The sequence below is a fragment of the Geodermatophilus sp. SYSU D00708 genome (assembly GCF_054050115.1).
This window is the reverse complement of record NZ_JBJGYS010000026.1, coordinates 50,659-75,261: the sequence shown is the minus strand read 5'-3', so window position 1 is coordinate 75,261 and position 24,603 is coordinate 50,659. Positions and strand designations below refer to the sequence as shown.

Genomic DNA, 24,603 nt, shown 5'->3' with positions numbered 1-24,603 from the left:
CGCCCCCCCCCCCCCCCCGCCCCCCCCCCCCCCCCCCCCCCCCCCCCCCCCGCGCGCGGGGCGCGCCCCGGCCCCCGCCCCCCCCCCCCCTGCCGTCTGTGCCTGTGGGTGGCCCCTAGTCGCGGAAGGTCAGGGCACCGCTGACCTGGGCGACCACCTCGTCCCAGGGCTGCCGCAGCGCGGCGGCGTCCTCGGCGCGCAGGACGGCCTCGGGCTCGCGCTCGGCCCGGGCCACCGCCCGGCCCAGCGGCTCCGACGGGCGCAGCAGCTCGTCGACCCGGCCGAGCCCGGCGTACTCGGCGATGTCGCGCACGCCCTCCACCGGCTGGGCCAGCGCGCGGTGGTCGGCGAGCCCCGCGGCCCCGTCGGCCACCTCGGTCAGGACGTCGGTGAGCTCGGTGAGGTCGTAGCGGTCCTGCTCGGCCGGCAGCGGCGGGACGTCGGTGTCGGCGACCTCCGGCCAGGACGCGATCTCGGAGAGGTCGTGCTCCTCGTTGCTCGCGCAGAACCGGGAGAGGTCGGCGGGGGAGGAGAAGAGGTACACCTGGCCGTCGCGGCCCAGGAAGCGGGCCCGGTCGTCGACGTAGCAGCGCAGCGTCACCCCGGCGCCCTCCGGGACGACGACCTCCACCGGCAGGATGCCGACCGCCTCCCAGAACTCGGCGGCCTTCGCGACCTCGGACGGGGTGGCGCTGATCCGGCCGGGGCGGGCGATGGCGCTCACCGGAGCGGCAGCCGACTCCGTGGGGGCCGGGGCGGCCGCGGTCTCCTCCGCGGCGTCCTCGTCGCCCTCGGTCTCCGACGCCGAGGGGTACTCGTCGAGCGTGACGGTTCCTCCGCCGGTCCAGTCCAGGTGAGCGTCGAGCTCCTCGAGGACGTCCTCCCACAGGTCGTCGAGGGCGTTGCCGACGCCGATCCACGCGTCCTCGCCGGAGCGGCCGACGAAGGCGTCCACGCCCAGTCCCAGGGACCCGACCTCGGGACGGGCCACGAGCTCGGCCAGCGAGCCGAACTCCCCGCCGCGCTCCACGTCGGCGTCCGGACGCCGGTCGAGGTCGACGTCGGCGTCGACGTCCCGCTCGTCCTCGTCGTCGGTGAGCTCGTCGTCCAGCTCGTCCTCGTCGTCGACGTCCAGGCACTCGGCCAGCCGGCTGACGATGTCGACGGTGGCGGCGAGCTCCTCCACCGCCCAGCGGTCGGGGTTCTCCGCGGCGATGTCGTAGACGCCGTCGAGGTCGTAGCGGTGGTCGTCGTCCGGCGTCAGGTCGGCGGCACCGAGGCCGACGACGACCGGCCAGACCGGGTGGTCGGCCAGGTCGTGGTCGGTGCGGCTGCGGCAGAACGCCGCCAGCGCCGCCGGCGTCGGGAAGAGGTGGACGCTGGCCCGGTCGCCCTCGGACGTGCCGAGGAACGCCTGCCACTCCTCGCCGTCCTCCTCCCACGGCGGGGCCCACAGGGTGTATCCGGTGCGGTCGTCGAGGGTCAGGGCGATCGGGACGATGCTGGGCCTTGCCACGGGGCACATCCTGCCCGCTCCCCCTGGGAGCGCACCTCCGGGTTCGGGAGGTGCTGTCAGACGCCCATCGGGTGCCAGACGGTCTTGGTCTCGAGGAAGCGTGTCAGCCGGGTCAGCCCGGGGTCGGCGGTCCAGTCCGGCTCCTCGGCCGGCGGGCGCAGCACCCGCTTGATGCTGCCCGCTGCCAGCCGCTCCAGCTCCATCGCGCGGTCGGCCGGGGCGCCGGTGAGGTCGACGGCGTCGACGTCGTCGTGCTCGGCCAGCCACGGGCCGATCTCCCCGGCGTCGCCGGTCAGCAGGTTCACCACGCCCGCGGGGACGTCGCTGGTCGCCAACACCTCGCCGAGGGTGACCGCGGGCAGCGGGCGCTCCTTCGAGGTCACGACCACGGCGGTGTTGCCACCGGCCAGCACCGGGGCGAGCACGCTGACCAGTCCGAGCAGCGAGGAGCGCTGCGGCGCGAGGACGGCGACCACCCCGGTGGGCTCGGGGAGGGAGAAGTCGAAGTACGGGCCGGCGACCGGGTTGGCCCCGCCGAGGACGGCGCCGAGCTTGTCGGTCCACCCGGCGTACCAGACCCAGCGGTCGATCGCGGCGTCGACGGCGGCCCGGGCCTTGGAGGCCGACAGGCCCTCGCCCGCGGCGACCTCGTCGCAGAACTGGACGTGCCGGCCCTCCATCACCTCGGCCACCCGGTACAGCACCTGGCCGCGGTTGTACGCGGTGGCGCCGGACCACTTGCCGAAGGCGGCGCGGGCGGCGACGACGGCGTCCCGGGCGTCCTTGCGGGAGGCCCAGGCGGCGTTGGCCAGGAAGTGCCCCTTCGCGTCGGTGACCTCGTAGGTGCGCCCCGACTCCGAGCGCGGGAAGGCCCCGTTGACGTAGAGCTTGTAGGTCTTGCGGACGGCGAGACGGTCCGGGCTCACTCCGAGGCCCCCTTCAGGTACGCGGCGAGCCCGTGCCGGCCGCCCTCCCGGCCGTAGCCGGACTGCTTGTAGCCGCCGAAGGGCGACGTCGGGTCGAACTTGTTGAACGTGTTGGCCCACACCACGCCGGCGCGCAGCTGGTCGGCGATCTTCAGGATCCGCGAGCCCTTCTCGGTCCAGACCCCGGCCGACAGCCCGTAGGTGGTGTTGTTGGCCTTGGCGACGGCCTCGTCCGGCGTCCGGAAGGTCAGCACGGACAGCACCGGCCCGAAGACCTCGTCGCGGGCGATGCGGTGGGCGGGGGAGACGTCGGTGAACACCGTCGGCGGGAACCAGAAGCCCCGCTCGGGCAGCTCGCAGGCCGGCTGCCAGCGCTGCGCGCCCTCGGCCTCGCCGATGTCGGAGAGCTCCCGGATGCGGGCCAGCTGCTCGGCGGAGTTGATCGCGCCGATGTCGGTGTTCTTGTCCAGCGGGTCGCCGACGCGCAGCGTGCCGATCCGCCGCTGCAGGCTGGCGATCACCTCGTCGTGGACCGACTCCTGCACCAGCAGCCGGCTGCCCGCGCAGCACACGTGGCCCTGGTTGAAGAAGATGCCCTGCACGATGCCCTCGACGGCCTGGTCGATCGGGGCGTCGTCGAAGACGATGTTGGCCGCCTTGCCGCCCAGCTCCAGGGTCAGCCTCTTGCGGGTGCCGGCGACGGCCCGGGCGATCGACCGCCCGACCTCGGTGGACCCGGTGAAGGCCACCTTGTCGACGTCGTCGTGCTCCACCACGGCCCGGCCGGTGTGGCCGGCGCCGGTCACGATGTTCACCACGCCCGGCGGCAGGTCGGCCTGCCGGCAGACCTCGGCGAACAGCAGCGCGGTCAGCGGCGTGGTCTCGGCCGGCTTGAGGACGACGGTGTTCCCGGTGGCCAGGGCGGGCGCGACCTTCCACGCCAGCATCAGCAGCGGGAAGTTCCACGGGATGACCTGGCCGGCCACGCCCAGCGGCCGCGGGCCCGGCCCGAGGCCCGCCCAGTCCAGCTTGTCGGCCCAGCCGGCGTGGTAGAAGAAGTGCGCCGCGGCCAGGGGGACGTCGACGTCGCGGGACTCCCGGATCGGCTTGCCGTTGTCCAGCGACTCCAGGACGGCGAACTCCCGCGCGCGCTCCTGCAGCAGCCGGGCGATGCGGAACAGGTACTTGCCGCGGTCGGCCGGGCGCATCGGCCCCCACACGCGGGTGAACGCGCGGCGGGCGGCGCGGACGGCGCGGTCGACGTCCTCGGTGGTGCCCTCGGTGACCTCGGAGAGGACCTCCTCGGTGGCCGGGTTGACCGTCTTGAACGAGTTCCCGGTGCCGTCGACGAACTCGCCGTCGACGAACAGCCCGTAGGACGGCGCGATGTCGACGATCGACCGCGACTCGGGGGCGGGGGCGTACTCGAAGGGCGTGGCGGGCTGGGCCGGGCTGGGCGGGGTGATCGTCACGTCAGTCCACCGTCACGTGGTCGGGGCCGGAGTAGTGGCCGGTGCGCAGCTTCTGCCGCTGCAGGAGCAGGTCGTTGAGCAGGCTGGAGGCGCCGAAGCGGAACCAGTCGGGGGAGAGCCAGTCGGGCCCGGCGACCTCGTTGACGAGGACCAGGTGCTTGACGGCGTCCTTCGTCGTCCGGATGCCGCCGGCGGGCTTGACGCCGACCTGGCGGCCGGTGGCGGCGCGGAAGTCGCGGACCGCCTCGAGCATCACCAGGCACACCGGCAGCGTCGCGGCGGGGGAGACCTTGCCGGTGGAGGTCTTGATGAAGTCGCCGCCGGCGAGCATGGCCAGCCAGGAGGCGCGGCGGACGTTGTCGAGGGTGACCAGCTCGCCGGTCTCGAGGATGACCTTGAGGTGGGCGGTGCCGCAGGCCTCCTTCACCGCGACGATCTCGTCGTAGACGTCGAGGTGGCGGCCGGCCAGGAACGCCCCGCGGTCGATGACCATGTCGATCTCGTCGGCGCCGTTCGCCACGGCGTCCCGCACGTCGGCGAGCTTGACCGCACGGCTGGCCCGGCCGCTGGGGAAGGCGGTCGCGACGGCGGCGGTGTGGATGCCGGTGCCGGCGAGCGCCTCGGTCGCGACGCCGGCGAGGTCGCCGTAGACGCAGACCGCGGCCACCCGCGGGCAGGTCGGGTCGGTGGGGTCGGGCTGCTTGGCCTTGGCCGCCAGCGAGCGGACCTTGCCCGGGGTGTCGGCGCCCTCGAGCGTGGTGAGGTCGACCATCGAGATCGCGGTGTCGATGGCCCAGGCCTTGGCGGTGGTCTTGATCGACCGGGTGCCGAGCACGCCGACACGGGCCTCGGCGCCGACCTGGTCGACGCCGGGCAGGCCGTGCAGGAACGCCCGGAAGGCGGCGTCGGAGCGGGTCACGTCGCTGAACGGCGCCAGGGGCTCGCGCCGCGGCGGGGTCTCCGCCGTCAGGGCGTCGGGGTCGAGCACGTGGGTCATGGGCGCATTCTCCCCCGAGCCCGATCTCCCCTGGCCGACACGGTGGGCCGGTCGGGGCCGATACGGTGGCCCGCGTGCAGCTGACCGTCGTGGACCACCCGCTCGCCCGTGCCCGCCTGACCCGCATGCGCGACGAGCGGACCGACAACGCGGCGTTCCGGGCGGCACTGCGCGAGCTCACCCAGATGCTGGTCTACGAGGCCACCCGCGATCTCGCCGTGGCCGAGGAGCCGATCACCACGCCGGTCACCGGCACCACCGGCTACCGGCTGGCCGCCCCGCCGCTGATCGTGCCGGTGCTGCGGGCCGGGCTGGGCATGGCCGACACCGCGCACGGGATGCTGCCGGAGTCGCAGATGGGCTTCGTGGGGCTGGCCCGCAACGAGGAGACCTTCCAGCCGGAGGCCTACATGGCGTCGCTGCCGGCGTCCCTGGTCGACCGCGAGGTGTTCGTCCTGGACCCGATGCTGGCCACCGGCGGCTCGCTGGTGCACTGCTGCGGGCTGCTGACCGCGCGCGGCGCCACCTCGATCACCGTGCTCTGCGCCCTGGCCGCGCCCGAGGGCATCGCCCGGCTGGAGGCCAGCGGCCTGCCGCTGCGGGTGTTCACCGCCTCGGTCGACGAGGGGCTCAACGACAAGGCCTACATCGTCCCGGGCCTGGGCGACGCCGGGGACCGGCAGTTCGGGGCGGTGTGACCGTGCGCTTCGGCGTGCTGGGGACCGGTCACTGGGCGCAGACCGTCCACGCCGCCGCGCTCGCCGAGCACCCGACGGCGTCCCTCGTGGGCGTGTGGGGCCGGGACCTGGCCAAGGCCAAGGCCGTCGGCGCGGAGTTCGACGTCCCCGGTTACGCCGACCTCGACGCCCTCCTGGAGCAGGTCGACGCGGTGGCGATCGCCGTCCCGCCGTCGGTGCAGGTCGGCCTGGTGGAGCGGGCCGCGGCCGCCGGCAAGCACCTGCTGCTGGAGAAGCCGATCGGGCTCTCGGTGGAGGAGGCCGACCGCGTCGTCGCGGCGGTGCGCTCGTCGGGGGTCGCCTCGGTCGTCTTCTTCACCTTCCGCTTCCAGACGGGGACGTCGACGTGGCTGGCCCAGGCCGGCCGGACCATGCTGGCCGGAGGTGCCGGGACGTGGCTGAGCGCGCTCGCCGGCAGCCCCTTCGACTCGGCCTGGCGCCGGCAGCACGGGGCGCTGTGGGACATCGGCCCGCACGCGCTGTCCCTGCTGCTCCCGGCGCTCGGGCCGGTCACCTCGGTGCAGGCCGGCGGTGGCGCGGGCGACACCGTCCACCTGGTGCTGCAGCACTCCGCGGGCGTGGCGTCGACCGTGACGCTGTCGCACACCGTCGCGCCGATGTCGACCGGCATCGAGTTCTACGTGCACGGGGATGCCGGCCGGGTGGTCCTGCTGCCCGACACCGAGCACCCGGTCGAGGCGCTGTCGGTCGCGGTCGAGGAGCTGGGCCAGGCCGCGATGACCGGCGGGGCGCACCCCTGCGACGTCGGCTTCGCGCGCGAGGTGGTCGCGGTGCTGGCGACGGCGGAGCGGGCGCTGGCCTCGGGCTGCCGGGAGACGGTGTAGCGCTTCGTCGGCGCCTTTGCGGGTGTTCCTCGTGCTGTGCGGGTCCTGCAGGACCCGCACAGCACGAGGAACACCCGCAGTGTCAGTCGTACGGGTTGGTGAGGACCGGGCGCGCCTGCAGGACGTCGAACGTCACCGGCGGGCCGTCGGTGGTCGTGGTGCCGGGGACGTCGGCGCTGGTCCCGCCGTCGACGCTGAAGGTGCCGCTCCAGGTGGTGGTCAGCGAGGCGGTGTAGGTGCCGCTGCGGTACTCGTGGCTGACCGAGTGGTCCGGGTACGGGGCGCCGGGGTCGGTGCTGGTGAGGTCGGTGCCGTCGCCGGTGTGCCAGGTGAAGCCGGTCGCGGTGGCGACGATGTCGACCGTGAAACCCCGGATGTCGACGGTGAACGTCTGCGTGGTCGGGCCGTCGGTGTGGAAGACGACCGACAGGCCGACGAGGGCGTTGCCCGGCGGCTGCTGCTGGGTGTCCAGTTGGGGCAGCGGGAGGGTCTGGAAGTAGCGGAACACCTCACCGGGGGACGGCGGCGGGTTCAGCGCCGTGATGTCCACGCACGTGCGGACGAGATTCAGCCACGGTCCCACCCCGGTCCCTGGAGGCGTCCCTGGCGTCACGGCGAAGCCGTCAGCCGTGGTGCCGTCGGGTAGTACCAGTCGCCGCTGTTGGACGAGGAGGAAGTCGGCCACTCGATCAGGCGGTGTTGGGCACGCGCGGAAGTCGACTCCCTGACAACTACCGGTTGTCGTGTCGTTCTCCACGCAGGGATCGATCAGTCGGTACGTGTACGGATGATCTTGGGGAGCGGATGAGCTGGCGACCCAGGATGAACCAGGCTCGGCCACCACATAAGCAGCGGTTAGCGCGCCGGGCGCGTTCTCGACAACTGGACAGAGCCGTCGGCCGCAGTTTTCTGCCGTAGCCGTACCAGACATCATCAGCGGAACGAGGAATGTGACTACTAAAGAGCTGAGTCGCAGAGCGAAGCGCATGTGCTACTCGAGAGTGAGTGCGGTGAGGAGCCAAGACTGATGCTGCTCATCCCAACTCAATGCCGCGCCACCACTCAGGTCTTCGTATGTAGGAGATCCGAGTTCCGCGACGCTTGTGTCAGTCTTGTCAAGCACGACTAGGGCCGCTTGATCTACCTGCATCGCCATCTCTGCTGTGTCGCCCTCGAGGAGAGGTTGTGCAATCTCCGTGACGGTAATGTTTCCGCCCTCGTATCGGTAACCCGCGGTTATGTCGGATTCAATGGTGGAAGCGATGCGGTCACAGTCGCGGCAGCCGTTGCTGAACTCGCGCAGGGGAGCGGCGTCCATGACCGTCGACGTCCGGTTGATGAGGTCGATGTAGTAGCGGACGAAGGCCTCGGCGCCCGCGGCGTCCTGAGTCCGGGCCTCGTCGGGCATCGGCAGGTCCTCGGGTCCGAGGGGCGGGAGTTCCTCCTCCGTCGCCGCAGGAGCGTCCGCGCTCGGCAGCGTGTCCGCCGCCTCCTGCCCCTCCGAGCACCCGCCCAGCACCGCCGCGCCCACTGCGAGGCTCGCCACCAGTCGCAGGCTCCACGCCCGTGCCACGTCCACCCCCGAGTCGTCCACCGGTCCCGGGGAGACTACGGAGCGTCAGCCGCACGGGCACGCAGCCCTGTGGACATCCACCCGATCGCATTGCCGGGGTTCCTCGACCGTTGCGGGTCCTGCAGGACCGGCACTGCGCGAGCAACACCGCCAACGCCGACACCGGCGATGCCGCCGACGCCCACACCGGCCATGCCGCCACGTCCGGGCACCAGCCTGTGGGCCGTGTCACGATCTGCCCATGACCTCCACCCGAGCCGTCGGCCTGCGGGCCAGCGCCGCCGTCGCCGCCGCCCTGCTCCTCGTGACGGGCTGCTCCGGCGACGACGGCGGATCGGACGGCGGCGGCTCGGAGGGCGGCACGGGGACCACGACGGTCGCGCTCGGGATCATCCCGATCATCGACGTCGCCCCCGTCTACCTAGGCCAGGAGCAGGGCTTCTTCGAGGAGCAGGGCATCGAGCTCGACTTGAGCGCCGGGCAGGGTGGCGCGGCGATCGTGCCGGGCGTCGCCAGCGGCAGCATCGACATCGGGTTCGGCAACAACCTGTCGCTGGTGGTCGCCGCGTCCAGCGGCCTGCCGGTGCAGGTCATCGGCAGCGCCGTCGACAGCACCGGTGACCCCGAGGCCGACCCCTTCACCATCGTGACGGCGGACCCGGCGATCACCCGGCCCGCCGACCTCGCGGGCAAGCGGGTCGCCACGAACACGATCAACGCCATCGGTGACAGCGTCGTCAGCGCCTCCGTGCGCGCCGACGGCGGCGACCCCTCGACCATCCAGTTCGTCGAGCTGCCCTTCCCCAACATGGCCGCGGCGCTGCAGGCGGGGGACGTCGACGCGGCGTGGCTGGTCGAGCCGTTCGTCACCCTCGCCGAGCAGCAGGGCGTCCGCGTCCTCACCACGCCGCTGAACGACTTCACCGACGTCCAGATCGAGGTCTCCACCTACTTCACGAGCGCGCAGTTCGCGTCCGAGAACGCCGACGTGGTGGAGCGCTTCACCACCGCCATGAACGAGTCGCTCACCTACGCCCAGGAGAACCCGGACGCCGTCCGCGCGATCCTGCCGACCTACCTGGACATCTCCCCGGAGCTGGCCGCGCAGGTCCGCCTGCCGGAGTGGAACACCGAGGTCAGCGAGGACACCTTCGAGGTCTTCACCGACCTGGCCGAGACCCAGGGACTGCTCGACGGCGAGGTCGACCTGGACTCCCTGCTGGCCCCGGTGCGCTGAACCGGCTCAGCCCTCCAGCTCGTACGCGAGCCCGTGCCGCGGCTGGTAGAGCATCATCCAGCCGGCGCCGGGCACGTCGATCGAGGTCACCAGCCCGAAGCCCTGGTCCTGCACGTCCTCGCGCACCGCGACGCCCCTGCTGCGCAGCTCCACGATCGTCGCGGCGACGTCGTCGCACACCAGCGTCGCCTGGTGGAACGGGACCGTCGCCCACCGCTCGGCCGGCTCCTCCGCCGTGGGGTGCACGCCGAGCTCGCCGGGCGGGGTCTTGAAGATCAGCCACCCGCCGCCGGCGTCCAGGGACGGCCACCGCAGCACGTCCCGGAAGAACGCCCGGGTCGCCTCGGGGTCCTCGGAGTAGACGATCGTGTGGAAGCCGATGATCACGGTGCACACCCCAGTCGGTCGGCCAGTTCGAGGAAGGACGTCACCGACAGGTCGGCGTCCGGGTCGGACGCCGGTGGCACGCGCCGCCCGCCGAACTCGTCGGGGCGGTGCACGTACGCCGTCCGCAGCCCGCGCGCCCGTGCGGCGGCGAGGTCGTCGACGTGCGCGGCCACCATCAGCACCTCCGACGGGGCCAGCGCCAGCAGCTGCGCCGCGGAGTCGTAGACCTCCGGGTCGGGCTTGTAGTGCCGCACGATCTCTGCGCCGAGCACCAGGTCCCAGGGCAGGCCGGCCCGGCGGGCCATGTCGACGATCAGCGCCACGTTCCCGTTGGACAGCGGCGCCAGCACGTACGAGCGGCGCAGCCGGGTCAGCCCCGGGACGACGTCCGGCCACGGGTCCAGCCGGTGCCAGGCGAGCACCAGCTCCTCCCGTACGTCGGCAGAGGTCGACGCCAGCCCGGCGTCGGCGAGGACGTCGTCCAGCGAGGAGCGGTGCAGCGCGTCGAGCGGGGTCCACGGCAGCTCGCCGGAGCGGACCCGCTCCATCGACGGCACGTACCGCCCGCGCCAGTCGTCGGCGACCGCGAGCGCGTCCACCGAGGGGCCGAGCAGCCGCAGCACCTCGCGGGCGACCCCGCCGCGCCAGTCGACGACCGTGCCGAACACGTCGAAGACCAGCGCGCGGACGTCCACGGCCTACACCCCCAGCGCGGCGGACATCTCCGCCCGCAGTCGCCCGAGCTCGTCGGCGCCCCGGCGCCGCGCGTCGGCGACCGCGGCGGAGGAGGACACCGGGACCACCGTCTCCAGGTAGGCCTTCAGCTTCGGCTCGGTGCCGCTGGGCCGGACGATCACCCGCACCCCGTCGCCGGCCAGCCGGACGGCGTCGACGGCGGGGGTCGCCTCGAGCAGGTCGCTGGCCACGACGTCCCGGCCGAGCAGGCGGGACGGCGGGTCCGCACGCAGCCGGGCCATCATGTCGCCGATCCGGGACAGGTCCTCGACCCGCACCGACAGCTGCCCGGTGACGTAGAGCCCGTGCTCGACGGCGAGCTCGTCGAGCCGGTCGAGCAGCGTGCGGCCGGTCGCCCGCAGCTCCGCGGTCATCAGCGCGACCGCGAGCGCGGCGGAGATGCCGTCCTTGTCCCGCACCACCGACGGCGCCACCGAGTAGCCCAGCGCCTCCTCGTAGCCGAACACCAGCGGCGCCGCGTCGGACCCCGCGCGCATGATCCACTTGAACCCGGTCGGCGTCTCCGCGATCGGGACGCCGTGCGCGGACGCGACCACGCGCATCAGCGAGCCGCTGACCAGCGATGACGCGTAGGTCCCCCGGACGCCGCGGCGCAGCAGCCAGTCGGCGAGCAGCGCGCCCACCTCGTCGCCGGTCAGCTGCCGGCCGTCGCAGACCACCGAGCAGCGGTCGGCGTCCGGGTCCACGGCGATCGCCACGTCGGCGTCGAGATCGGCGGCAAGCGCGGTCAGCAGGTCGACCGCGCCGGGCTCCTCGGGGTTGGGGAAGGCGACCGTCGGGAACGCCGGGTCGGGCGCGTCCTGCTCGTCGACGCTGACCGGCGGGGCGAACCCGGCGGCGGCGAACACCGCGCGGGTGGTGTCCGCCCCGACCCCGTGCATCGCGGTGTAGGCCACCGTCAGCCCCTGCCGCACGATCGCAGGCACCGACGACGGCTGCAGCGCCCGGACGACGGCGGCCACGTAGTCGTCCCGGACGTCGTCGCCGAGGGTGACCCAGTCGTCGGACAGCGGGACCTCGCGGGCCGGCCCGACCGCCGCGATCGCGGCCTCGATCTGCCGGTCGGCCGGGGGCACCAGCTGCCGGCCGTCGCCGAGGTAGACCTTGTACCCGTTGTCGTCGGGCGGGTTGTGGCTCGCGGTCACCATCACCCCGGCCACGCACCCCAGGTGCGGGACGGCGAAGGACAGCACCGGCGTGGGCAGCGGCCGCGGCAGCACCTGCACGGCGAACCCCGCGCCGGCCAGCACCGCGGCCGAGACGTGCGCGAACTCGTCGGAGCGGCGGCGGGCGTCGAAGCCGATGACCACCCCGCCCCCGGCGTGTCCCTCGTCGGACAGGTACCGCGCCAGCCCGGCGGCGGCCCGGGTGACGACGGCGGCGTTCATCCCGGCCGGCCCGGCCCGCAGCGGCCCGCGCAGCCCCGCGGTGCCGAAGGTCAGCGGCCCGGCGAACCGGCTCTCGAGCTCGGGCCAGTTCTCGGCCTCGATGAGCGCCTCGATCTCGGCCCGGTCGCCGTCGTGCGGGTCGGCGTCGGCCCAGTCGCGGGCCCGGTCGAGCAGCCGCATGGCCGCCCGGGGCAGCGTGCTCACCGTTCCACCCCGCTGCCGGGTGCGATGTCGCCGCGGGGAAGCGGCGGCTCGAACTCCTCGGCGTCGAACGCCGCCGTCGTGTACTCGCCGCCCACGCGGGCGTGCACCGGGTCGGTGAGGTCGGGCTCGCCGTGCACCTCGACCAGCGCGTCGGCGAACACCTCGGCGTCGTCCTGCGGGTCGTAGCCGAGCGCCCGGGCGGCGGTGAGGTCCCACCAGTTGCGGGTGTTGGCCGACACGCCCCAGACGACGGCGAAGCCGGGGGAGGGCGCCCGCAGCGCGGCGTCGACGAGGCCGACCTGGTCGGAGGGGGACAGCCACGTCGACAGCTGCCGCACCGTCGTCGGCTCGGGGAAGGCGCTGCCGATGCGCAGGCAGATCACGTCCAGGCCGTACCGGTCGACGTAGAGGGAGCCCAGCGCCTCCATCGCGACCTTGGCGACGCCGTAGTAGGTGTCCGGCCGCGGCGGGGCGTCCTCCTCGCGGAGCAGACCGGACGCCGGCCGCTCGGTGAACCCGGTGGCGTGGTTGCTGCTGGCCAGCACGACCCGCGGCACACCGGCCCGCCGCGCCGCCTCGAGCACGCAGTACGTGCCCTCGATGTTGGCGTGCGAGATCGCCGGCCAGGTCGACTCGCCGGAGATGCCGGCCAGGTGCACCACGGCCGAGGCGCCGTCGACGGCGTCCACCACCGCCGCCAGGTCGGTGACGTCGGCGACCACCTGCTCCTCGCCGGGCCGGGTGTCGGCGATCGGGACGACGTCCAGCGACCGCACCGCCCAGCCGCGCTCGGGCAGCCCGCCGCGCAGCACCGTGCCGATCCGCCCGGCCGCCCCCGTGACGAGCACCGGGCCGCTCACGGCAGTCGCCCCACGAACTGCACCAGGAACTCGCCCAGCCGGCCGGCCGCGGCCTTGCCCGCGGCGAGGACCTCCTCGTGGTCGAGCTTCTCGCCGGTGATCCCGGCGGCGGCGTTGGTGACCATCGACAGCCCCAGGACCTCCAGGCCCGCGGCGCGGGCGGCGATCGCCTCCAGCGCCGTGGACATGCCCACCAGGTCGGCGCCGAGGGTGCGCAGCATGCGGATCTCGGCCGGCGTCTCGTAGTGCGGCCCGGGCAGCGCCGCGTAGACGCCCTCGGTCAGCGCCGGGTCCAGCTCGCGGGCCAGCGCGCGCAGCCGTGCGGAGTACAGGTCGGTGAGGTCGACGAACGTGGCGCCGACCAGGGGCGAGCGCGCGGTCAGGTTCAGGTGGTCGCTGATGAGCACCGCCTGCCCGACCCGGTGCTCGGGGGCCAGCCCGCCGGCGGCGTTGGTGAGGACGACGGTCCGCACGCCGGCCGAGGCCGCCGTCCGGACGCCGTGGACCACCGGCTCGACGCCCCGGCCCTCGTAGAGGTGCGTGCGCCCGAGGAAGAGCAGCACCCGGCGGTCGCCGACCCGCACGGAGCGGACCTCCCCGCCGTGGCCGACCGCGGTGGGGGCGGCGAAGCCGGGCAGGTCGCCGATCGCGACGCTCGCCGCGGCGGCCCCGAAGGCGTCGGCGGCCGGGGCCCAGCCCGAGCCCATGACGATGGCGACGTCGTGGCCGTCGCCGAGGGCGGCGGTGAGGTCGCCGGCCGCCCGGGCGGCGAGTTCGGAGGGGTCGTTGACCGCAGGAGCACTCACGCACGGACGCTAACGCAGCGCCGCCCGAAGGTGCCTGCCTGCGCCGGCCCACCGCAAGCTCGCACCGGGAGCCGGATGAGGTGATCTTCCCTAGACTCCGCAGCGTGCAGATACCTTTCCGCTCCTCCGAGCGCGCGAGCCTGGGAGTCGAGTGGGAGCTGCAGCTCGTCGACCTGCAGACCCGGCAGCTGACCGCCGGTGCGGTGGAGATCCTCTCCGAGATCGCGCCCGACGGCGCCGAGGAGCACCCCAAGGCCAAGCACGAACTGTTGCAGTCGACGATCGAGATCATCACCGGGGTCTGCACCACCGTCGCCGAGGCGAAGGCCGACCTGGCCGGCACCCTCGCCGAGGTGCGGGCCGCCGCCGAGCGGCGCGGGCTGGGGCTGATGTGCGCCGGCACCCACCCGATCACCGACTGGCAGACCCAGCAGATCTCGCCCAAGGAGCGCTACCTCCAGCTGGTCGAGAAGATGCAGTGGCTGGCCCGCCGGCTGCAGATCTTCGGCGTGCACGTGCACGTCGGCGTCCGGGCGCCGGAGAAGGCGATCCCGATCGTCAACGCCCTCACCCAGTACGTGCCGCACTTCCTCGCGCTGTCGGCGTCCTCCCCGTACTGGGTGGGTGCCGACACCGGGCTGGCCAGCGCCCGGTCGAAGGTCTTCGAGGGGATGCCGACCGCGGGGCTGCCGTACCAGCTGTCCGGCTGGGACCGGTTCGAGCAGTACATGGAGACGCTGATCTCCACCCACGCCATCGAGAGCGTCCGCGAGGTGTGGTGGGACATCCGCCCCCACCCCGACTTCGGCACCGTCGAGCTGCGCATCTGCGACGGCCTGCCGACCCTCGACGAGATCGGCGCGGTGGCCGCGCTGTCGCAGTGCCTGGTCGAGCAGTTCGACCGCGAGCTCGACCGCGGGTACACCCTGCCCGTGCCGGCCGGCTGGGTACTGCGGGAGAACAAGTGGCGGGCGGCCCGCTACGGCCTGGACGCCGACATCGTCGTCGACGAGAAGGGCACCGTCCGGCCCGTGCGGCAGGCGATCAGCGACCTGGTCGAGGACCTCGAGCCCACCGCCCGGCGGCTCGGCTGCGAGGCCGAGCTCGCCGACGTCCACCGGGTGCTCGCCGTCGGCGCCTCCTACCAGCGGCAGCGCGCGGTGGCCGCCGCCCACGACGGTGACCTCTGCGCCGTCGTCGACAGCCTGCTCGCGGAGCTGCGGAACGGACTGCCCGCCCCCGACCCCGCCGGTGCCGCCGGGGGACGCCCGGCATGACGGAGTTCCCGGAGAAGCTGGGGACGGCGGTCGACGAGTGGACCGCCGACCGAAACCAGCAGCTCATCGCGGTCCGCCGGCACCTGCACGCCCACCCCGAGCTGGCGTTCGCCGAGTTCGAGACGACGTCCTTCCTCGAGCAGCGGCTGCGCGACGCGGGCCTGCAGCCCCGGCGGCTGCCGACCGGGACCGGGCTGGTCGTGGAGGTCGGCTCCGGCGACCCGGTCGTGGTGCTGCGGGCGGACATCGACGCGCTGCCGCTGCCCGACCTCAAGGACGCCCCGTACGCCTCCACCCGCGAGGGCACCTGCCACGCGTGCGGGCACGACGTGCACACCACCGTCGTCCTCGGCGTCGCCCTGGCGCTGACCAGCCTCGACGGTCTGCCGGGCACGGTCCGGTGCGTGTTCCAGCCGGCCGAGGAGACGGTGCCCGGCGGCGCCACCGAGGTCGTCGCCGCCGGCGTGCTCGACGGCGCCTCCCGGGCGTTCGCGCTGCACTGCGACCCCTCCATCCCGGCGGGCACGGTCGGGCTGCGCACCGGGTCGATCACCGCCGCCTGCGACCGCATGGACGTCACGCTGACCGGTCCCGGCGGGCACACCGCCCGGCCCCAGCTGACCGTGGACCTGGTCGACGCCCTCGGCCGGCTGATCACCGACCTGCCCGCGCTGCTGTCCCGGCAGGTCGACCCGCGCGCCGGCATGTCCCTGGTGTGGGGCGCGGTCAACGCCGGGGTGGCGGCCAACGCGATCCCGCAGCGCGGCCACCTGCGCGGCACGGTGCGCGTGCTCGACCGGGACACCTGGCAGGACGCCGAGGCGCTGCTGCGCTCGCTGGTCGGGCGGGTGGCCGCCACGACCGGCGCCGAGGTGGACGTCGACTACATCCGGGGGGTGCCGCCGGTGGTCAACGACCCGCGGGCGGTCGCGCTGATGCGCTCGGCGGCGCTGGAGACGGTCGGCCCCGAGGGGCTGCAGCTGTCCCCGCAGAGCATGGGCGGCGAGGACTTCGGCTGGTTCGCCGACGTGCTGCCCATCGCGCTGGCCCGGCTGGGTACGCACGGTGGCGGTGCCCCGCTGGACCTGCACCGGGGGACCTTCGACGTCGACGAGCGGGCGATCGGGGTGGGTGTGCGGCTGATGGCCCGCACCGCCCTGCACGCGCTGGCCGCCGACGCGGGGACCCCTCCGCCCGGTCCGTCGCCGCACCCCGGCCGGACGGAAACGGGCAAGCGCCGGTAGAGACTGTCGCTCCTCGACCCGAGAAGGGGGACCCGACGATGCGTTCACCCGAGCAGGAGCCCGCCCACCCCGGTGACGCCGAGGTGCCCGCCGAGCACGAGGTCCCCGAGGACCTGCGGCTCGCGGGCGAGTTCCCGGCCGTCACCCGCGACCAGTGGCGCGACCTCGTCGCCGGCGTGCTCCGGAAGGCCGGCCGCGAGGACCTCCCCGACCCGGTCGAGGGCGCCCTCCGCCGTCCGGTGGCCACCGGCGTGAGCGTCGCCCCGCTGTACACCGCCGAGGACGTCGGTGACCTGCCCGGCGCGGTCGGCGTCCCGGGGCTGCCGCCCTTCGTCCGTGGCGGGCGCGCCGGGGGCGCGAGCAGCGACGTGCCCGGTGGCTGGGACGTCCGCCAGCGGCACGCGCACCCCGACGTCGCGGTCACCCGCGAGGCGATCGCCGCGGACCTGGAGAACGGCGTCACCTCGCTGTGGCTGGTGCTCGGCGAGGGCGCGATCCCGGTCGAGGCGCTCGGCGAGGTGCTCACCGACGTGCTGCTGGACCTCGCGCCCGTGACGGTCTCCGGGGGACCGGGCGCGGCGGAGGCGTTCCTGGCCCTGGTGGAGGGCCGCACCGACCTGGCGCCCGGCGGCTCGCTGGGCCTGGACCCGCTCGGGGTGCACGCCGCGTCCGGGGAGGCGCAGGACCTCTCCGGCCTGGCCGACGTCGCGCGCCGGGCGATGGCCCACCCCGGGCTGCGCACGGTGGTCGTGGACGGCACGGTGTTCGCCGACGCGGGCGGCAGCGTCGTCGAGGAGCTGGGCTGCGCGCTGGCCGCCGGGGTGGCCTACCTGCGGGCGCTGACCGCCGGCAGCCTGTCGGTGGACGAGGCGTTCGGCCAGCTGGAGTTCCGCTTCTCGGCGTCGGCCGACCAGTTCACGACGATCGCCGGGCTGCGCGCCGCCCGGCGGCTGTGGGACCGGGTCGGCGAGGTCAGCGGCGCCGCGCCCGACGTCCGCGCCCAGCGCCAGCACGCCGTCACCTCCTCGGTCATGACGACCAGGCACGACCCGTGGGTCAACATGCTGCGGACGACGGTCGCCTGCTTCGCCGCCGGCGTGGGCGGCGCCGACGTCGTGACCGTGCAGCCCTTCGACGCCGCCCTCGGCCTGCCCGACGCCTTCTCCCGCCGGATCGCCCGCAACACCCAGGCCCTGCTGGTCGAGGAGGGCCACCTGGCCCGCGTACTCGACCCCGCCGGCGGCTCCTGGTACGTCGAGACGCTCACCGACGACCTGGCCCGCGCCGCGTGGGAGTGGTTCACCGAGATCGAGCGGGCCGGCGGGCTGGCCGCGGCGCTGGACTCCGGGCTGGTCCGTGACCGGCTGGCCGCGGCCTGGGCCACCCGCGCCGAGCGGCTGGCGCACCGCAAGGACCCGATCACCGGCGTCAGCGAGTTCCCCAACCTGGCCGAGCAGCTGCCCGAGCGGCGGCCGGCGGCTCCCGCGCAGCCCTCCGGCGGGCTGCCCCGGCTGCGCGCCGCGCAGGAGTTCGAGGAGCTGCGCGACCGCGCCGACGCGGCGGCGGAGCGGCCGCGGGTCTACCTGGCCACGATCGGCCCGGTGGCCCGGCACACCGCGCGGGCGACCTTCGCGGCCAACCTGTTCCAGGCGGGCGGGCTGGCCACGCCGTCCGGCGACGGGGCGAGCGGCCTCGCCGACGCCGGGACGACGGTGGCCTGCATCTGCGGCACCGACCGCGACTACGGCGAGTCTGCAGCGGCCCTCGCCCAAGAGCTGCACGCGGCCGGTGCCACGCAGGTGTGGCTGGCCGGGAAGCCGTCGCTGGGTGTGGACGGCGTCGACGGGTACGTGTACGCCGGGTGTGACGCGCTCGACGTCCTCCGCACGGTCCACGAGCAGTTGGGAGTTCCGGCATGAGCACGATCCCCGACTTCGGCGGCGTCGACCTGGGGCGCCCGTCGGCCGGCCCCTCGGCGGACGACTGGGCCAAGCGGTTCGAGGAGACCACCGGGCGCAGCGTGGCGGAGGCGACCTGGGAGACGCCCGAGGGCATCGCCGTCCCGCCGCTGTACACGCCGGCCGACCTCGAGGGCCTGGACTTCCTGCAGACCCTGCCCGGGCTGCCGCCGTTCCTGCGCGGCCCCTACCCGACGATGTACACGACCCAGCCGTGGACGATCCGCCAGTACGCCGGCTTCTCCACCGCGGCGGCGTCCAACGCGTTCTACCGGCGCAACCTCGCCGCCGGGCAGAAGGGCCTGTCCATCGCCTTCGACCTGCCCACCCACCGCGGCTACGACTCCGACCACCCGCGCGTGGTCGGCGACGTCGGCATGGCCGGGGTGGCCGTCGACTCGATCCTGGACATGCGGCAGCTGTTCGACGGCATCCCGCTGGACCGGATGAGCGTCTCGATGACCATGAACGGCGCGGTGCTGCCGGTGATGGCGCTCTACATCCTCGCCGCGGAGGAGCAGGGGGTGGCACCCGCGCAGCTGGCCGGGACCATCCAGAACGACATCCTCAAGGAGTTCATGGTCCGCAACACCTACATCTACCCGCCCAAGCCCTCGATGCAGATCGTCAGCGACATCTTCGCGTTCACCTCGCAGCAGATGCCGCGGTTCAACTCGATCTCCATCTCCGGCTACCACATCCAGGAGGCCGGGGCGACGGCCGACCTGGAGCTGGCCTACACGCTGGCCGACGGGGTGGAGTACGTGCAGGCGGGCAAGGGCGCGGGGCTGGACGTCGACGCGTTCGCACCGCGGCTCTCGTTCTTCTGGGCGATCGGCATGAACTTCTTCATGGAGGTCGCCAAGCTGCGGGCCGGCCGGCTGCTGTGGGCCCGGCTCATGAAGGAGGCCGGCGCGGAGAACCCCAAGTCGCTGTCGCTGCGCACCCACTCGCAGACCTCGGGCTGGTCGCTGACCGCGCAGGACGTGTTCAACAACGTCGTCCGCACCTGCCTGGAGGCGATGGCCGCCACCCAGGGGCACACCCAGTCGCTGCACACCAACGCCCTCGACGAGGCGCTCGCGCTGCCGTCGGACTTCTCCGCCCGGATCGCCCGCAACACCCAGCTGCTGCTGCAGCAGGAGTCGGGCACGACGCGGGTCATCGACCCGTGGGGCGGGTCGGCCTACGTGGAGAAGCTCACCTACGACCTGGCGCGGCGCGCCTGGGCGCACATCCAGGAGGTCGCCGAGCACGGCGGCATGGCCCAGGCCATCGACGACGGCATCCCGAAGCTGCGCATCGAGGAGGCCGCGGCCCGCACCCAGGCACGCATCGACTCCGGCCGGCAGCCGGTGATCGGCGTCAACAAGTACCGGGTCGAGGCCGACGAGGCGATCGAGGTGCTGCGGGTCGACAACGCCGACGTCCTGGCCCAGCAGAAGGCCAAGCTCGAGGAGCTGCGGGCCTCCCGGGACGCCGCGGCGGTGCAGGACGCGCTGCGCCGGCTCACCGACGCGGCGCGGGCGGCCGCGGAGGGACGGCGGGGGAGCGAGCTGGACGCGAACCTGCTGAAGCTCGCCGTGGACGCCGCGCGGGCCAAGGCGACCGTCGGGGAGATCTCCGACGCGCTGGAGGAGGTCTACGGGCGGCACGCCGGCCAGGTGCGCACCATCTCGGGTGTGTACCGCGAGGAGGCGGGAGCATCGGGCCCCATGGAGGAGACCCGGCGGATGGCCGAGGCGTTCGCCGAGGCGGAGGGACGCCGTCCCCGCATCCTGGTCGCGAAGATGGGCCAGGACGGCCACGACCGCGGCCAGAAGGTGATCGCGACCGCCTTCGCCGACCTCGGGTTCGACGTCGACGTCGGCCCGCTGTTCCAGACGCCGGAGGAGGTCGCCCGGCAGGCGGTGGAGGCCGACGTCCACGTCGTCGGTGTCTCGTCGCTGGCCGCGGGGCACCTCACGCTGGTGCCGGCGCTCAAGGAGGCGCTCGCCGAGCTCGGCGCGGAGGACGTGGTCATCGTCGTCGGCGGGGTCATCCCGCCCGACGACGTGCCGACGCTGAAGGAGATGGGCGCGGCCGAGGTGTTCCTGCCCGGCACGGTCATCGCCGAGGCGGCGCAGGGGCTGCTGCGGACGCTGTCCTCGCGCCTCGGTCATTGATGTCGGCTCGAGCGGTCGACGTCCCGGCGCTGGTCGAGGGGGTCCTCGCGGGGAACCGCCGGGCCGTGGCGCGGGCGATCACGCTGGTCGAGTCCCAGCGCGCCGACCACCGGGACAGCGCGCAGGAGCTGCTCGTCGAGCTGCTGCCGCACACCGGCTCGGCGCGCCGGGTCGGCATCAGCGGCGTCCCCGGTGTCGGCAAGTCGACCTTCATCGACTCGCTCGGGGTGACGCTCACCGCCGCGGGGTCGCGCGTCGCCGTGCTCGCCGTCGACCCGTCGTCCGCCCGCTCCGGCGGGTCGATCCTCGGGGACAAGACGCGCATGGCCCGGCTGTCGGTCGACCCGGCCGCGTTCATCCGGCCGTCGCCGACGTCCGGCACGCTCGGCGGGGTCGCGGAGGCCACGCGGGAGTCGATGGTGGTCGTGGAGGCCGCCGGATACGACGTCGTCCTGGTGGAGACCGTCGGCGTCGGGCAGTCGGAGGTCACCGTCGCCGAGATGGTCGACTCGTTCCTGTTCCTGACCCTGGCCCGCACCGGCGACCAGCTGCAGGGCATCAAGCGCGGGATCCTCGAGATCGCCGACGTCATCGCGGTGAACAAGGCCGACGGGCCGGGCGCCGTCGACGCGCGGCGGGCGGCGCGGGAGCTGGCCGGGGCGATCCGGATGCTGCGCGGCCACGTCGAGGGCGGCTGGGACGTGCCGGTGCTGACGTGCGCCGGGCTGACCGGCGAGGGGCTGGACGCGGTCTGGGCCAAGCTGGTCGAGCACCAGGAGCGGATGAAGGCCTCCGGCGAGTTCGAGGAGCGCCGCCGCACCCAGCAGGTGCGCTGGACCTGGCACCTCGTCCGCGACGGGCTCGAGCACCGGCTGCGGGCCCACCCCGGCATCCGGTCGGTCGCGCCCGAGCTGGAGAAGGCGGTGCTGGCGGGGGAGCTGACCCCGGCTCTGGCCGCGCAGCAGCTGCTGGAGACCTTCCTCGCCGCCCCGGAGGCGTGACCCCGCCCCGCTTCCCGCGATCATGAAGTCCGGGATGGGACACGCGCGGTCCACTCCGCGTGTCCGTTCCCGGACCTCATGATCGCGGGACGGGTCCACACCCCCGCGACCGTCCACAGATGCGTCGGAACGGGACCGAGGGCATCGGCGTCGCCGGACGCTGCCCGCCGTGGACTTCGCGCTCTACCGGCTCATCGCCGCCCAACACGGCGTCTTCTCCACGTCGCAGGCCCTGGACCACTGCACTGACGCCGAGGTCCGTGCCCTGATCCGCGCCGGCAGATGGCGGCGGAGCCCGTGGCGCGGAGTGCTCCTCGACGGCGAGCTGCCGGACTCCCCGATGCTGCGGCTGCGCGCCGCGGCACTGGCGGTGGGCGGCGACCTCGTGGCCTGCCACTCGACTGCGGCGTCCCTGTGGGGCTTCGACGTCGTGGAGGACCGGACGCTGCACTTCCTCGGCCCGGCCCAGCTGGTCAATCGGAGGCTGCCCGGCGTGCAGGTGCACCCGTCCTCGCTCGGTACGGACGACGCGGTGCTCGTGGACGGCGTCTGGTGCACTCCGCCGGCGCGGACCGCCTGCGACGTCGTCCGCAGCACCGCACCCATCGACGGATTGGCGACGCTGGACGCCGCCCTCAGGACAGGGACGTGCACCCGCGATCAACTCGCGGCGGCGGCTGCGGACCAGGCCGGTCTGCGCCAGGTCATCCGGTTGCGCGAGCTGATCCCGGTCGCCGACGCCGCGGCGGAGTCGCCGATGGAGTCGCGTACCCGATGGCGCTTCCTCCGGGCCGGCCTGCCTGTTCCGCGCGTTCAGATCGACCTGGCCGGCGAGGGGCGGACCTGCTTCCTGGACATGGGCTGGGAGGAGGAGTGCGTGGGGGTGGAGTTCGACGGGCTCGAGGCACACATGACCCGTGAGCAGCTCACCGCGGACCGGGATCGGCACAACTGGGTGACCGAGCGCGGATGGACGTTGCTGCACTTCACTGCGACCGACGTCTACCGCCGGCACCTGGCCATGGTGGCGCGGACGGCGCGCGCGCTCGGCGTCCCCTTCCGGCAGCGATCATGACGTCCGGGATGGGACGCACCGACGGCTGACGGCGTGTCGGATCCCGAACTTCATGATCGCGGGGGAGGGGCGGGGTCAGACGCCGGTGGAGCGGCACTCCCGGGAGCGCAGCTCGGTCAGGTAGTCGTCGGGGGCGCCGGCGGACTCCGCGGCGTCGGCCAGCGCGCCCAGGTAGCGAGCCGAGGGGAGGCCGCCCTCGAACGCGTCGAGGACGTAGACGTAGGCCACCTGGTCGCCGGTCAGGGTGTGCACCCGCAGGTGCAGCTTGCGGTAGAGCCCGAGGTCGGCGCCCTCCCACGCGTCCAGCGCCCGCTCGTCGGCCTCGGTGAGGTCGTAGAGGGCCACGAAGACGCCGGGGGTCAGCGCCTCACCGGGCGGGGCGCCCGGGGGCAGGCTGTCGTCGGGGACGAGGGTCGCCAGCGCGCCGTCCCACCCGTACTCCTCGGCCCCGAAGGTCAGCCGCCAGCCGCGGATCCACCCGGTACCGGTGTGCGGGGAGGAGGGGCAGCGCCGGAGCATCTGTGCGGGGTCCATGTTCGACCCGTACGCGGCGTAGAGGCCCATCGCCTGGCGAGCCTAGTTCGTGTGGCACGCCCCTCCCCGGGGGATGGCGCGCGGCGGCCCCGGCAACGGGGACAATGAGCCCGCACGTGTCCGCCCCGCACCCCTGAGGACCCTCATGACCCGCATCGTGATCATCGGCGGCGGTCCCGCCGGCTACGAGGCCGCGCTGGTCGCCGCATCGCTCGGTGCGCAGGTCACCGTCGTCGAGCGGGACGGCGTCGGCGGGGCCAGCGTGCTCACCGACTGCGTCCCCTCCAAGACCTTCATCGCCTCGGCCGGCGCGATGACCAACGTGCGCGACTCGGCCGCGCTGGGCGTGCAGGGCGCCGAGCTGGCGGCGGTGGGCATCGACCTCGGCGCGGTCAACCAGCGGGTCAAGGGCCTCGCGGTCGCGCAGTCGGCCGACATCAAGGCGCGGCTGGTGGGCGAGGGCGTGCGCGTGGTCCCGGGGGGCGGTCGCATGGCCGACGACGTCCGCGGCCTGGTCGAGCACCGGGTCGAGGTGGTGGACGACGAGGGCGCGGTGAGCGAGACCCTCGAGGCCGACGTCGTCCTCATCGCCACCGGCGCCGACCCGCGCGTGCTGCCCGGCGCCGAGCCCGACCACGAGCGGATCCTCGACTGGCGGGACGTCTACGAGCTGCAGGACATGCCCGAGCACCTGGTCGTCGTCGGCTCGGGGGTCACCGGCGCGGAGTTCGCCTCCGGCTACCTGGAGGCCGGCGTCCCGGTCACCCTGGTCTCCTCCCGCGACCGGGTGCTGCCCGGCGAGGACTCCGACGCCGCCGAGGTGCTCGAGCAGGTGTTCCAGTCCCGCGGCGGGCGGCTGGAGCGCGGCCGGGCCGCCGGCGTGCGGCGCACCGAGAAGGGCGTCTCGGTCGAGCTGACCGACGGCCGCACCGTCGACGGCTCGCACGCGCTGATGACCGTGGGCACCGTGCCCAACACCGCGGGGCTCAACCTCGAGCAGTGCGGGGTGGAGCTGGCGCCCTCCGGTCACGTCGTCGTCGACCGCGTCTCGCGCACCAGCGTGCCCGGCATCTACGCCGCCGGTGACGTCACCGGCGTCTTCCAGCTGGCCTCGGTGGCGGCGATGCAGGGCCGGATCGCCATGTGGCACGCCCTCGGTGAGGCGGTGACCCCGATCCGGCTGAAGACCGTGGCGGCCAACGTCTTCACCCACCCGGAGATCGCCACCGTGGGCGTGCAGGAGAAGTCGCTGCCCGAGGACGCGCAGATCGACGTCGTCCGGCTGCCGCTGGCCACCAACGCGCGGGCCAAGATGGCCGACATGCGCGACGGCTTCGTCAAGCTGTTCGCCCGCCAGGCGACCGGCGTCGTCGTCGGCGGGGTGGTCGTCGCGCCCGGTGCGTCCGAGCTGATCCTGCCGATCGCCCTGGCGGTCACCAAGGGGCTCACGGTCAGCGACCTGGCGCACACCTTCGCGATCTACCCGTCGCTGTCCGGCTCGATCACCGAGGCCGGACGGCGGCTGATGGGCGCCGACGCGCTCGCATGAGGCCGCTGGGGTCGTTGGGGACACGCGAGCGGTCAGCCGGGCGGATGGGACACCCGCGACGGATGTGACAGCGGTTTCGGCTGGATTCTCCGCCGC

General features: G+C 74.0%; 22 protein-coding genes. 10 read left to right on the top strand and 12 right to left on the bottom strand.

Annotated elements, in window-relative coordinates:
* Positions 1 to 115: 115 nt before the first annotated feature.
* From ACI79D_RS19565 to deoC, 4 genes are read right to left on the bottom strand one after another with little or no spacing between them, the layout of a single operon-like run.
* The gene (locus tag ACI79D_RS19565) at positions 116 to 1,525 is read right to left on the bottom strand and encodes a hypothetical protein (protein WP_456920146.1); all 1,410 of its coding nucleotides are present in this window, start codon (positions 1,523 to 1,525) and stop codon (positions 116 to 118) included.
* A gap of 47 nt (positions 1,526 to 1,572) precedes the next feature.
* Positions 1,573 to 2,442, bottom strand: coding sequence for an aldehyde dehydrogenase family protein (locus ACI79D_RS19560; RefSeq protein WP_456920145.1), 870 nt, complete (start codon positions 2,440 to 2,442; stop codon positions 1,573 to 1,575).
* A complete protein-coding gene (locus ACI79D_RS19555; protein ID WP_456920144.1) occupies positions 2,439 to 3,914 on the bottom strand; it encodes an aldehyde dehydrogenase family protein in 1,476 nt (491 codons plus the stop codon). Before ACI79D_RS19555 ends, ACI79D_RS19560 begins: the two co-directional genes overlap by 4 nt.
* Before the next feature lies 1 nt (position 3,915).
* Positions 3,916 to 4,911: a deoxyribose-phosphate aldolase gene (gene deoC, locus ACI79D_RS19550; protein WP_456920143.1), complete on the bottom strand. Its 996-nt coding sequence runs from the start codon at positions 4,909 to 4,911 to the stop codon at positions 3,916 to 3,918.
* Between the two features lie 74 nt (positions 4,912 to 4,985).
* Between deoC and upp the strand changes: the two genes are divergently transcribed.
* A complete protein-coding gene (gene upp / locus ACI79D_RS19545; RefSeq protein WP_456920142.1) occupies positions 4,986 to 5,609 on the top strand; it encodes a uracil phosphoribosyltransferase in 624 nt (207 codons plus the stop codon).
* Positions 5,606 to 6,493, top strand: coding sequence for a Gfo/Idh/MocA family protein (locus tag ACI79D_RS19540; protein WP_456920141.1), 888 nt, complete (start codon positions 5,606 to 5,608; stop codon positions 6,491 to 6,493). The genes upp and ACI79D_RS19540 overlap by 4 nt, the downstream gene beginning before the upstream one ends.
* Positions 6,494 to 6,575: 82 nt before the next feature.
* Here ACI79D_RS19540 and ACI79D_RS19535 read toward each other — a convergent pair whose 3' ends face one another.
* Both ACI79D_RS19535 and ACI79D_RS19530 read right to left on the bottom strand, forming a co-directional pair.
* Positions 6,576 to 7,043: a hypothetical protein gene (locus ACI79D_RS19535; protein WP_456920140.1), complete on the bottom strand. Its 468-nt coding sequence runs from the start codon at positions 7,041 to 7,043 to the stop codon at positions 6,576 to 6,578.
* A 441-nt stretch (positions 7,044 to 7,484) separates the two neighbouring features.
* Positions 7,485 to 8,039, bottom strand: a complete 555-nt coding sequence (locus tag ACI79D_RS19530) for a DUF6318 family protein (protein ID WP_456920139.1) — start codon at positions 8,037 to 8,039, stop codon at positions 7,485 to 7,487.
* A gap of 268 nt (positions 8,040 to 8,307) precedes the next feature.
* Between ACI79D_RS19530 and ACI79D_RS19525 the strand changes: the two genes are divergently transcribed.
* On the top strand, positions 8,308 to 9,303 hold the full coding sequence (locus tag ACI79D_RS19525) for an ABC transporter substrate-binding protein (RefSeq protein WP_456920138.1): 996 nt from the start codon (positions 8,308 to 8,310) through the stop codon (positions 9,301 to 9,303).
* Positions 9,304 to 9,309: 6 nt separating this feature from the next.
* Here ACI79D_RS19525 and ACI79D_RS19520 read toward each other — a convergent pair whose 3' ends face one another.
* The 5 genes from ACI79D_RS19520 to ACI79D_RS19500 are packed head-to-tail and all read right to left on the bottom strand — an operon-like array spanning position 9,310 to position 13,704.
* Complete coding sequence (locus ACI79D_RS19520; protein WP_456920137.1) at positions 9,310 to 9,690, bottom strand: VOC family protein; 381 nt, start codon at positions 9,688 to 9,690, stop codon at positions 9,310 to 9,312.
* Positions 9,687 to 10,385, bottom strand: a complete 699-nt coding sequence (locus tag ACI79D_RS19515) for a haloacid dehalogenase type II (protein WP_456920136.1) — start codon at positions 10,383 to 10,385, stop codon at positions 9,687 to 9,689. Before ACI79D_RS19515 ends, ACI79D_RS19520 begins: the two co-directional genes overlap by 4 nt.
* Positions 10,386 to 10,388: 3 nt before the next feature.
* Positions 10,389 to 12,038: a phospho-sugar mutase gene (locus tag ACI79D_RS19510; protein WP_456920135.1), complete on the bottom strand. Its 1,650-nt coding sequence runs from the start codon at positions 12,036 to 12,038 to the stop codon at positions 10,389 to 10,391.
* The gene (locus tag ACI79D_RS19505; RefSeq protein WP_456920134.1) at positions 12,035 to 12,898 is read right to left on the bottom strand and encodes an NAD-dependent epimerase/dehydratase family protein; all 864 of its coding nucleotides are present in this window, start codon (positions 12,896 to 12,898) and stop codon (positions 12,035 to 12,037) included. Before ACI79D_RS19505 ends, ACI79D_RS19510 begins: the two co-directional genes overlap by 4 nt.
* The gene (locus ACI79D_RS19500; protein ID WP_456920133.1) at positions 12,895 to 13,704 is read right to left on the bottom strand and encodes a purine-nucleoside phosphorylase; all 810 of its coding nucleotides are present in this window, start codon (positions 13,702 to 13,704) and stop codon (positions 12,895 to 12,897) included. The genes ACI79D_RS19505 and ACI79D_RS19500 overlap by 4 nt, the downstream gene beginning before the upstream one ends.
* Before the next feature lie 104 nt (positions 13,705 to 13,808).
* Between ACI79D_RS19500 and ACI79D_RS19495 the strand changes: the two genes are divergently transcribed.
* From ACI79D_RS19495 to ACI79D_RS19470, 6 genes are all read left to right on the top strand, one after another.
* Positions 13,809 to 14,981, top strand: coding sequence for a glutamate--cysteine ligase (locus ACI79D_RS19495; RefSeq protein WP_456920132.1), 1,173 nt, complete (start codon positions 13,809 to 13,811; stop codon positions 14,979 to 14,981).
* Entirely contained in the window at positions 14,978 to 16,225 is a 1,248-nt protein-coding gene (locus tag ACI79D_RS19490) for an amidohydrolase (protein ID WP_456920131.1), read from the top strand. Before ACI79D_RS19495 ends, ACI79D_RS19490 begins: the two co-directional genes overlap by 4 nt.
* A 38-nt stretch (positions 16,226 to 16,263) precedes the next feature.
* Positions 16,264 to 18,144 carry a methylmalonyl-CoA mutase subunit beta gene (locus tag ACI79D_RS19485; RefSeq protein ID WP_456920130.1) on the top strand — a complete coding sequence of 627 codons (1,881 nt, stop codon included), beginning with the start codon at positions 16,264 to 16,266 and terminating at the stop codon, positions 18,142 to 18,144.
* Positions 18,141 to 20,348, top strand: a complete 2,208-nt coding sequence (gene scpA / locus ACI79D_RS19480; protein ID WP_456920129.1) for a methylmalonyl-CoA mutase — start codon at positions 18,141 to 18,143, stop codon at positions 20,346 to 20,348. Before ACI79D_RS19485 ends, scpA begins: the two co-directional genes overlap by 4 nt.
* Positions 20,348 to 21,349, top strand: coding sequence for a methylmalonyl Co-A mutase-associated GTPase MeaB (gene meaB, locus ACI79D_RS19475; RefSeq protein ID WP_456920128.1), 1,002 nt, complete (start codon positions 20,348 to 20,350; stop codon positions 21,347 to 21,349). Before scpA ends, meaB begins: the two co-directional genes overlap by 1 nt.
* A gap of 169 nt (positions 21,350 to 21,518) precedes the next feature.
* Complete coding sequence (locus ACI79D_RS19470; protein ID WP_456920127.1) at positions 21,519 to 22,424, top strand: hypothetical protein; 906 nt, start codon at positions 21,519 to 21,521, stop codon at positions 22,422 to 22,424.
* A 75-nt stretch (positions 22,425 to 22,499) separates the two neighbouring features.
* On the opposite strand, the gene ACI79D_RS19465 is transcribed toward ACI79D_RS19470, so the two are convergent.
* Positions 22,500 to 22,988, bottom strand: a complete 489-nt coding sequence (locus tag ACI79D_RS19465) for a gamma-glutamylcyclotransferase (RefSeq protein ID WP_456920126.1) — start codon at positions 22,986 to 22,988, stop codon at positions 22,500 to 22,502.
* Between the two features lie 115 nt (positions 22,989 to 23,103).
* Here ACI79D_RS19465 and ACI79D_RS19460 point away from each other — a divergent pair, with 115 nt between their 5' ends.
* A complete protein-coding gene (locus tag ACI79D_RS19460; protein ID WP_456920125.1) occupies positions 23,104 to 24,507 on the top strand; it encodes an NAD(P)H-quinone dehydrogenase in 1,404 nt (467 codons plus the stop codon).
* The last annotated feature ends 96 nt before the right edge of the window (positions 24,508 to 24,603 follow it).

Excerpts from the sequence above, each read along its gene's own strand:
- ACI79D_RS19565 (WP_456920146.1), bottom strand. The coding sequence starts at position 1,525 with ATGTGCCCCGTGGCAAGGCCCAGCATCGTCCCGATCGCCCTGACCCTC.
- deoC (WP_456920143.1), bottom strand. The coding sequence starts at position 4,911 with ATGACCCACGTGCTCGACCCCGACGCCCTGACGGCGGAGACCCCGCCG.
- ACI79D_RS19525 (WP_456920138.1), top strand. The coding sequence starts at position 8,308 with ATGACCTCCACCCGAGCCGTCGGCCTGCGGGCCAGCGCCGCCGTCGCC.
- ACI79D_RS19490 (WP_456920131.1), top strand. The coding sequence starts at position 14,978 with ATGACGGAGTTCCCGGAGAAGCTGGGGACGGCGGTCGACGAGTGGACC.
- ACI79D_RS19485 (WP_456920130.1), top strand. The coding sequence starts at position 16,264 with ATGCGTTCACCCGAGCAGGAGCCCGCCCACCCCGGTGACGCCGAGGTG.
- scpA (WP_456920129.1), top strand. The coding sequence starts at position 18,141 with ATGAGCACGATCCCCGACTTCGGCGGCGTCGACCTGGGGCGCCCGTCG.
- meaB (WP_456920128.1), top strand. The coding sequence starts at position 20,348 with ATGTCGGCTCGAGCGGTCGACGTCCCGGCGCTGGTCGAGGGGGTCCTC.
- ACI79D_RS19465 (WP_456920126.1), bottom strand. The coding sequence starts at position 22,988 with ATGGGCCTCTACGCCGCGTACGGGTCGAACATGGACCCCGCACAGATG.
- ACI79D_RS19460 (WP_456920125.1), top strand. The coding sequence starts at position 23,104 with ATGACCCGCATCGTGATCATCGGCGGCGGTCCCGCCGGCTACGAGGCC.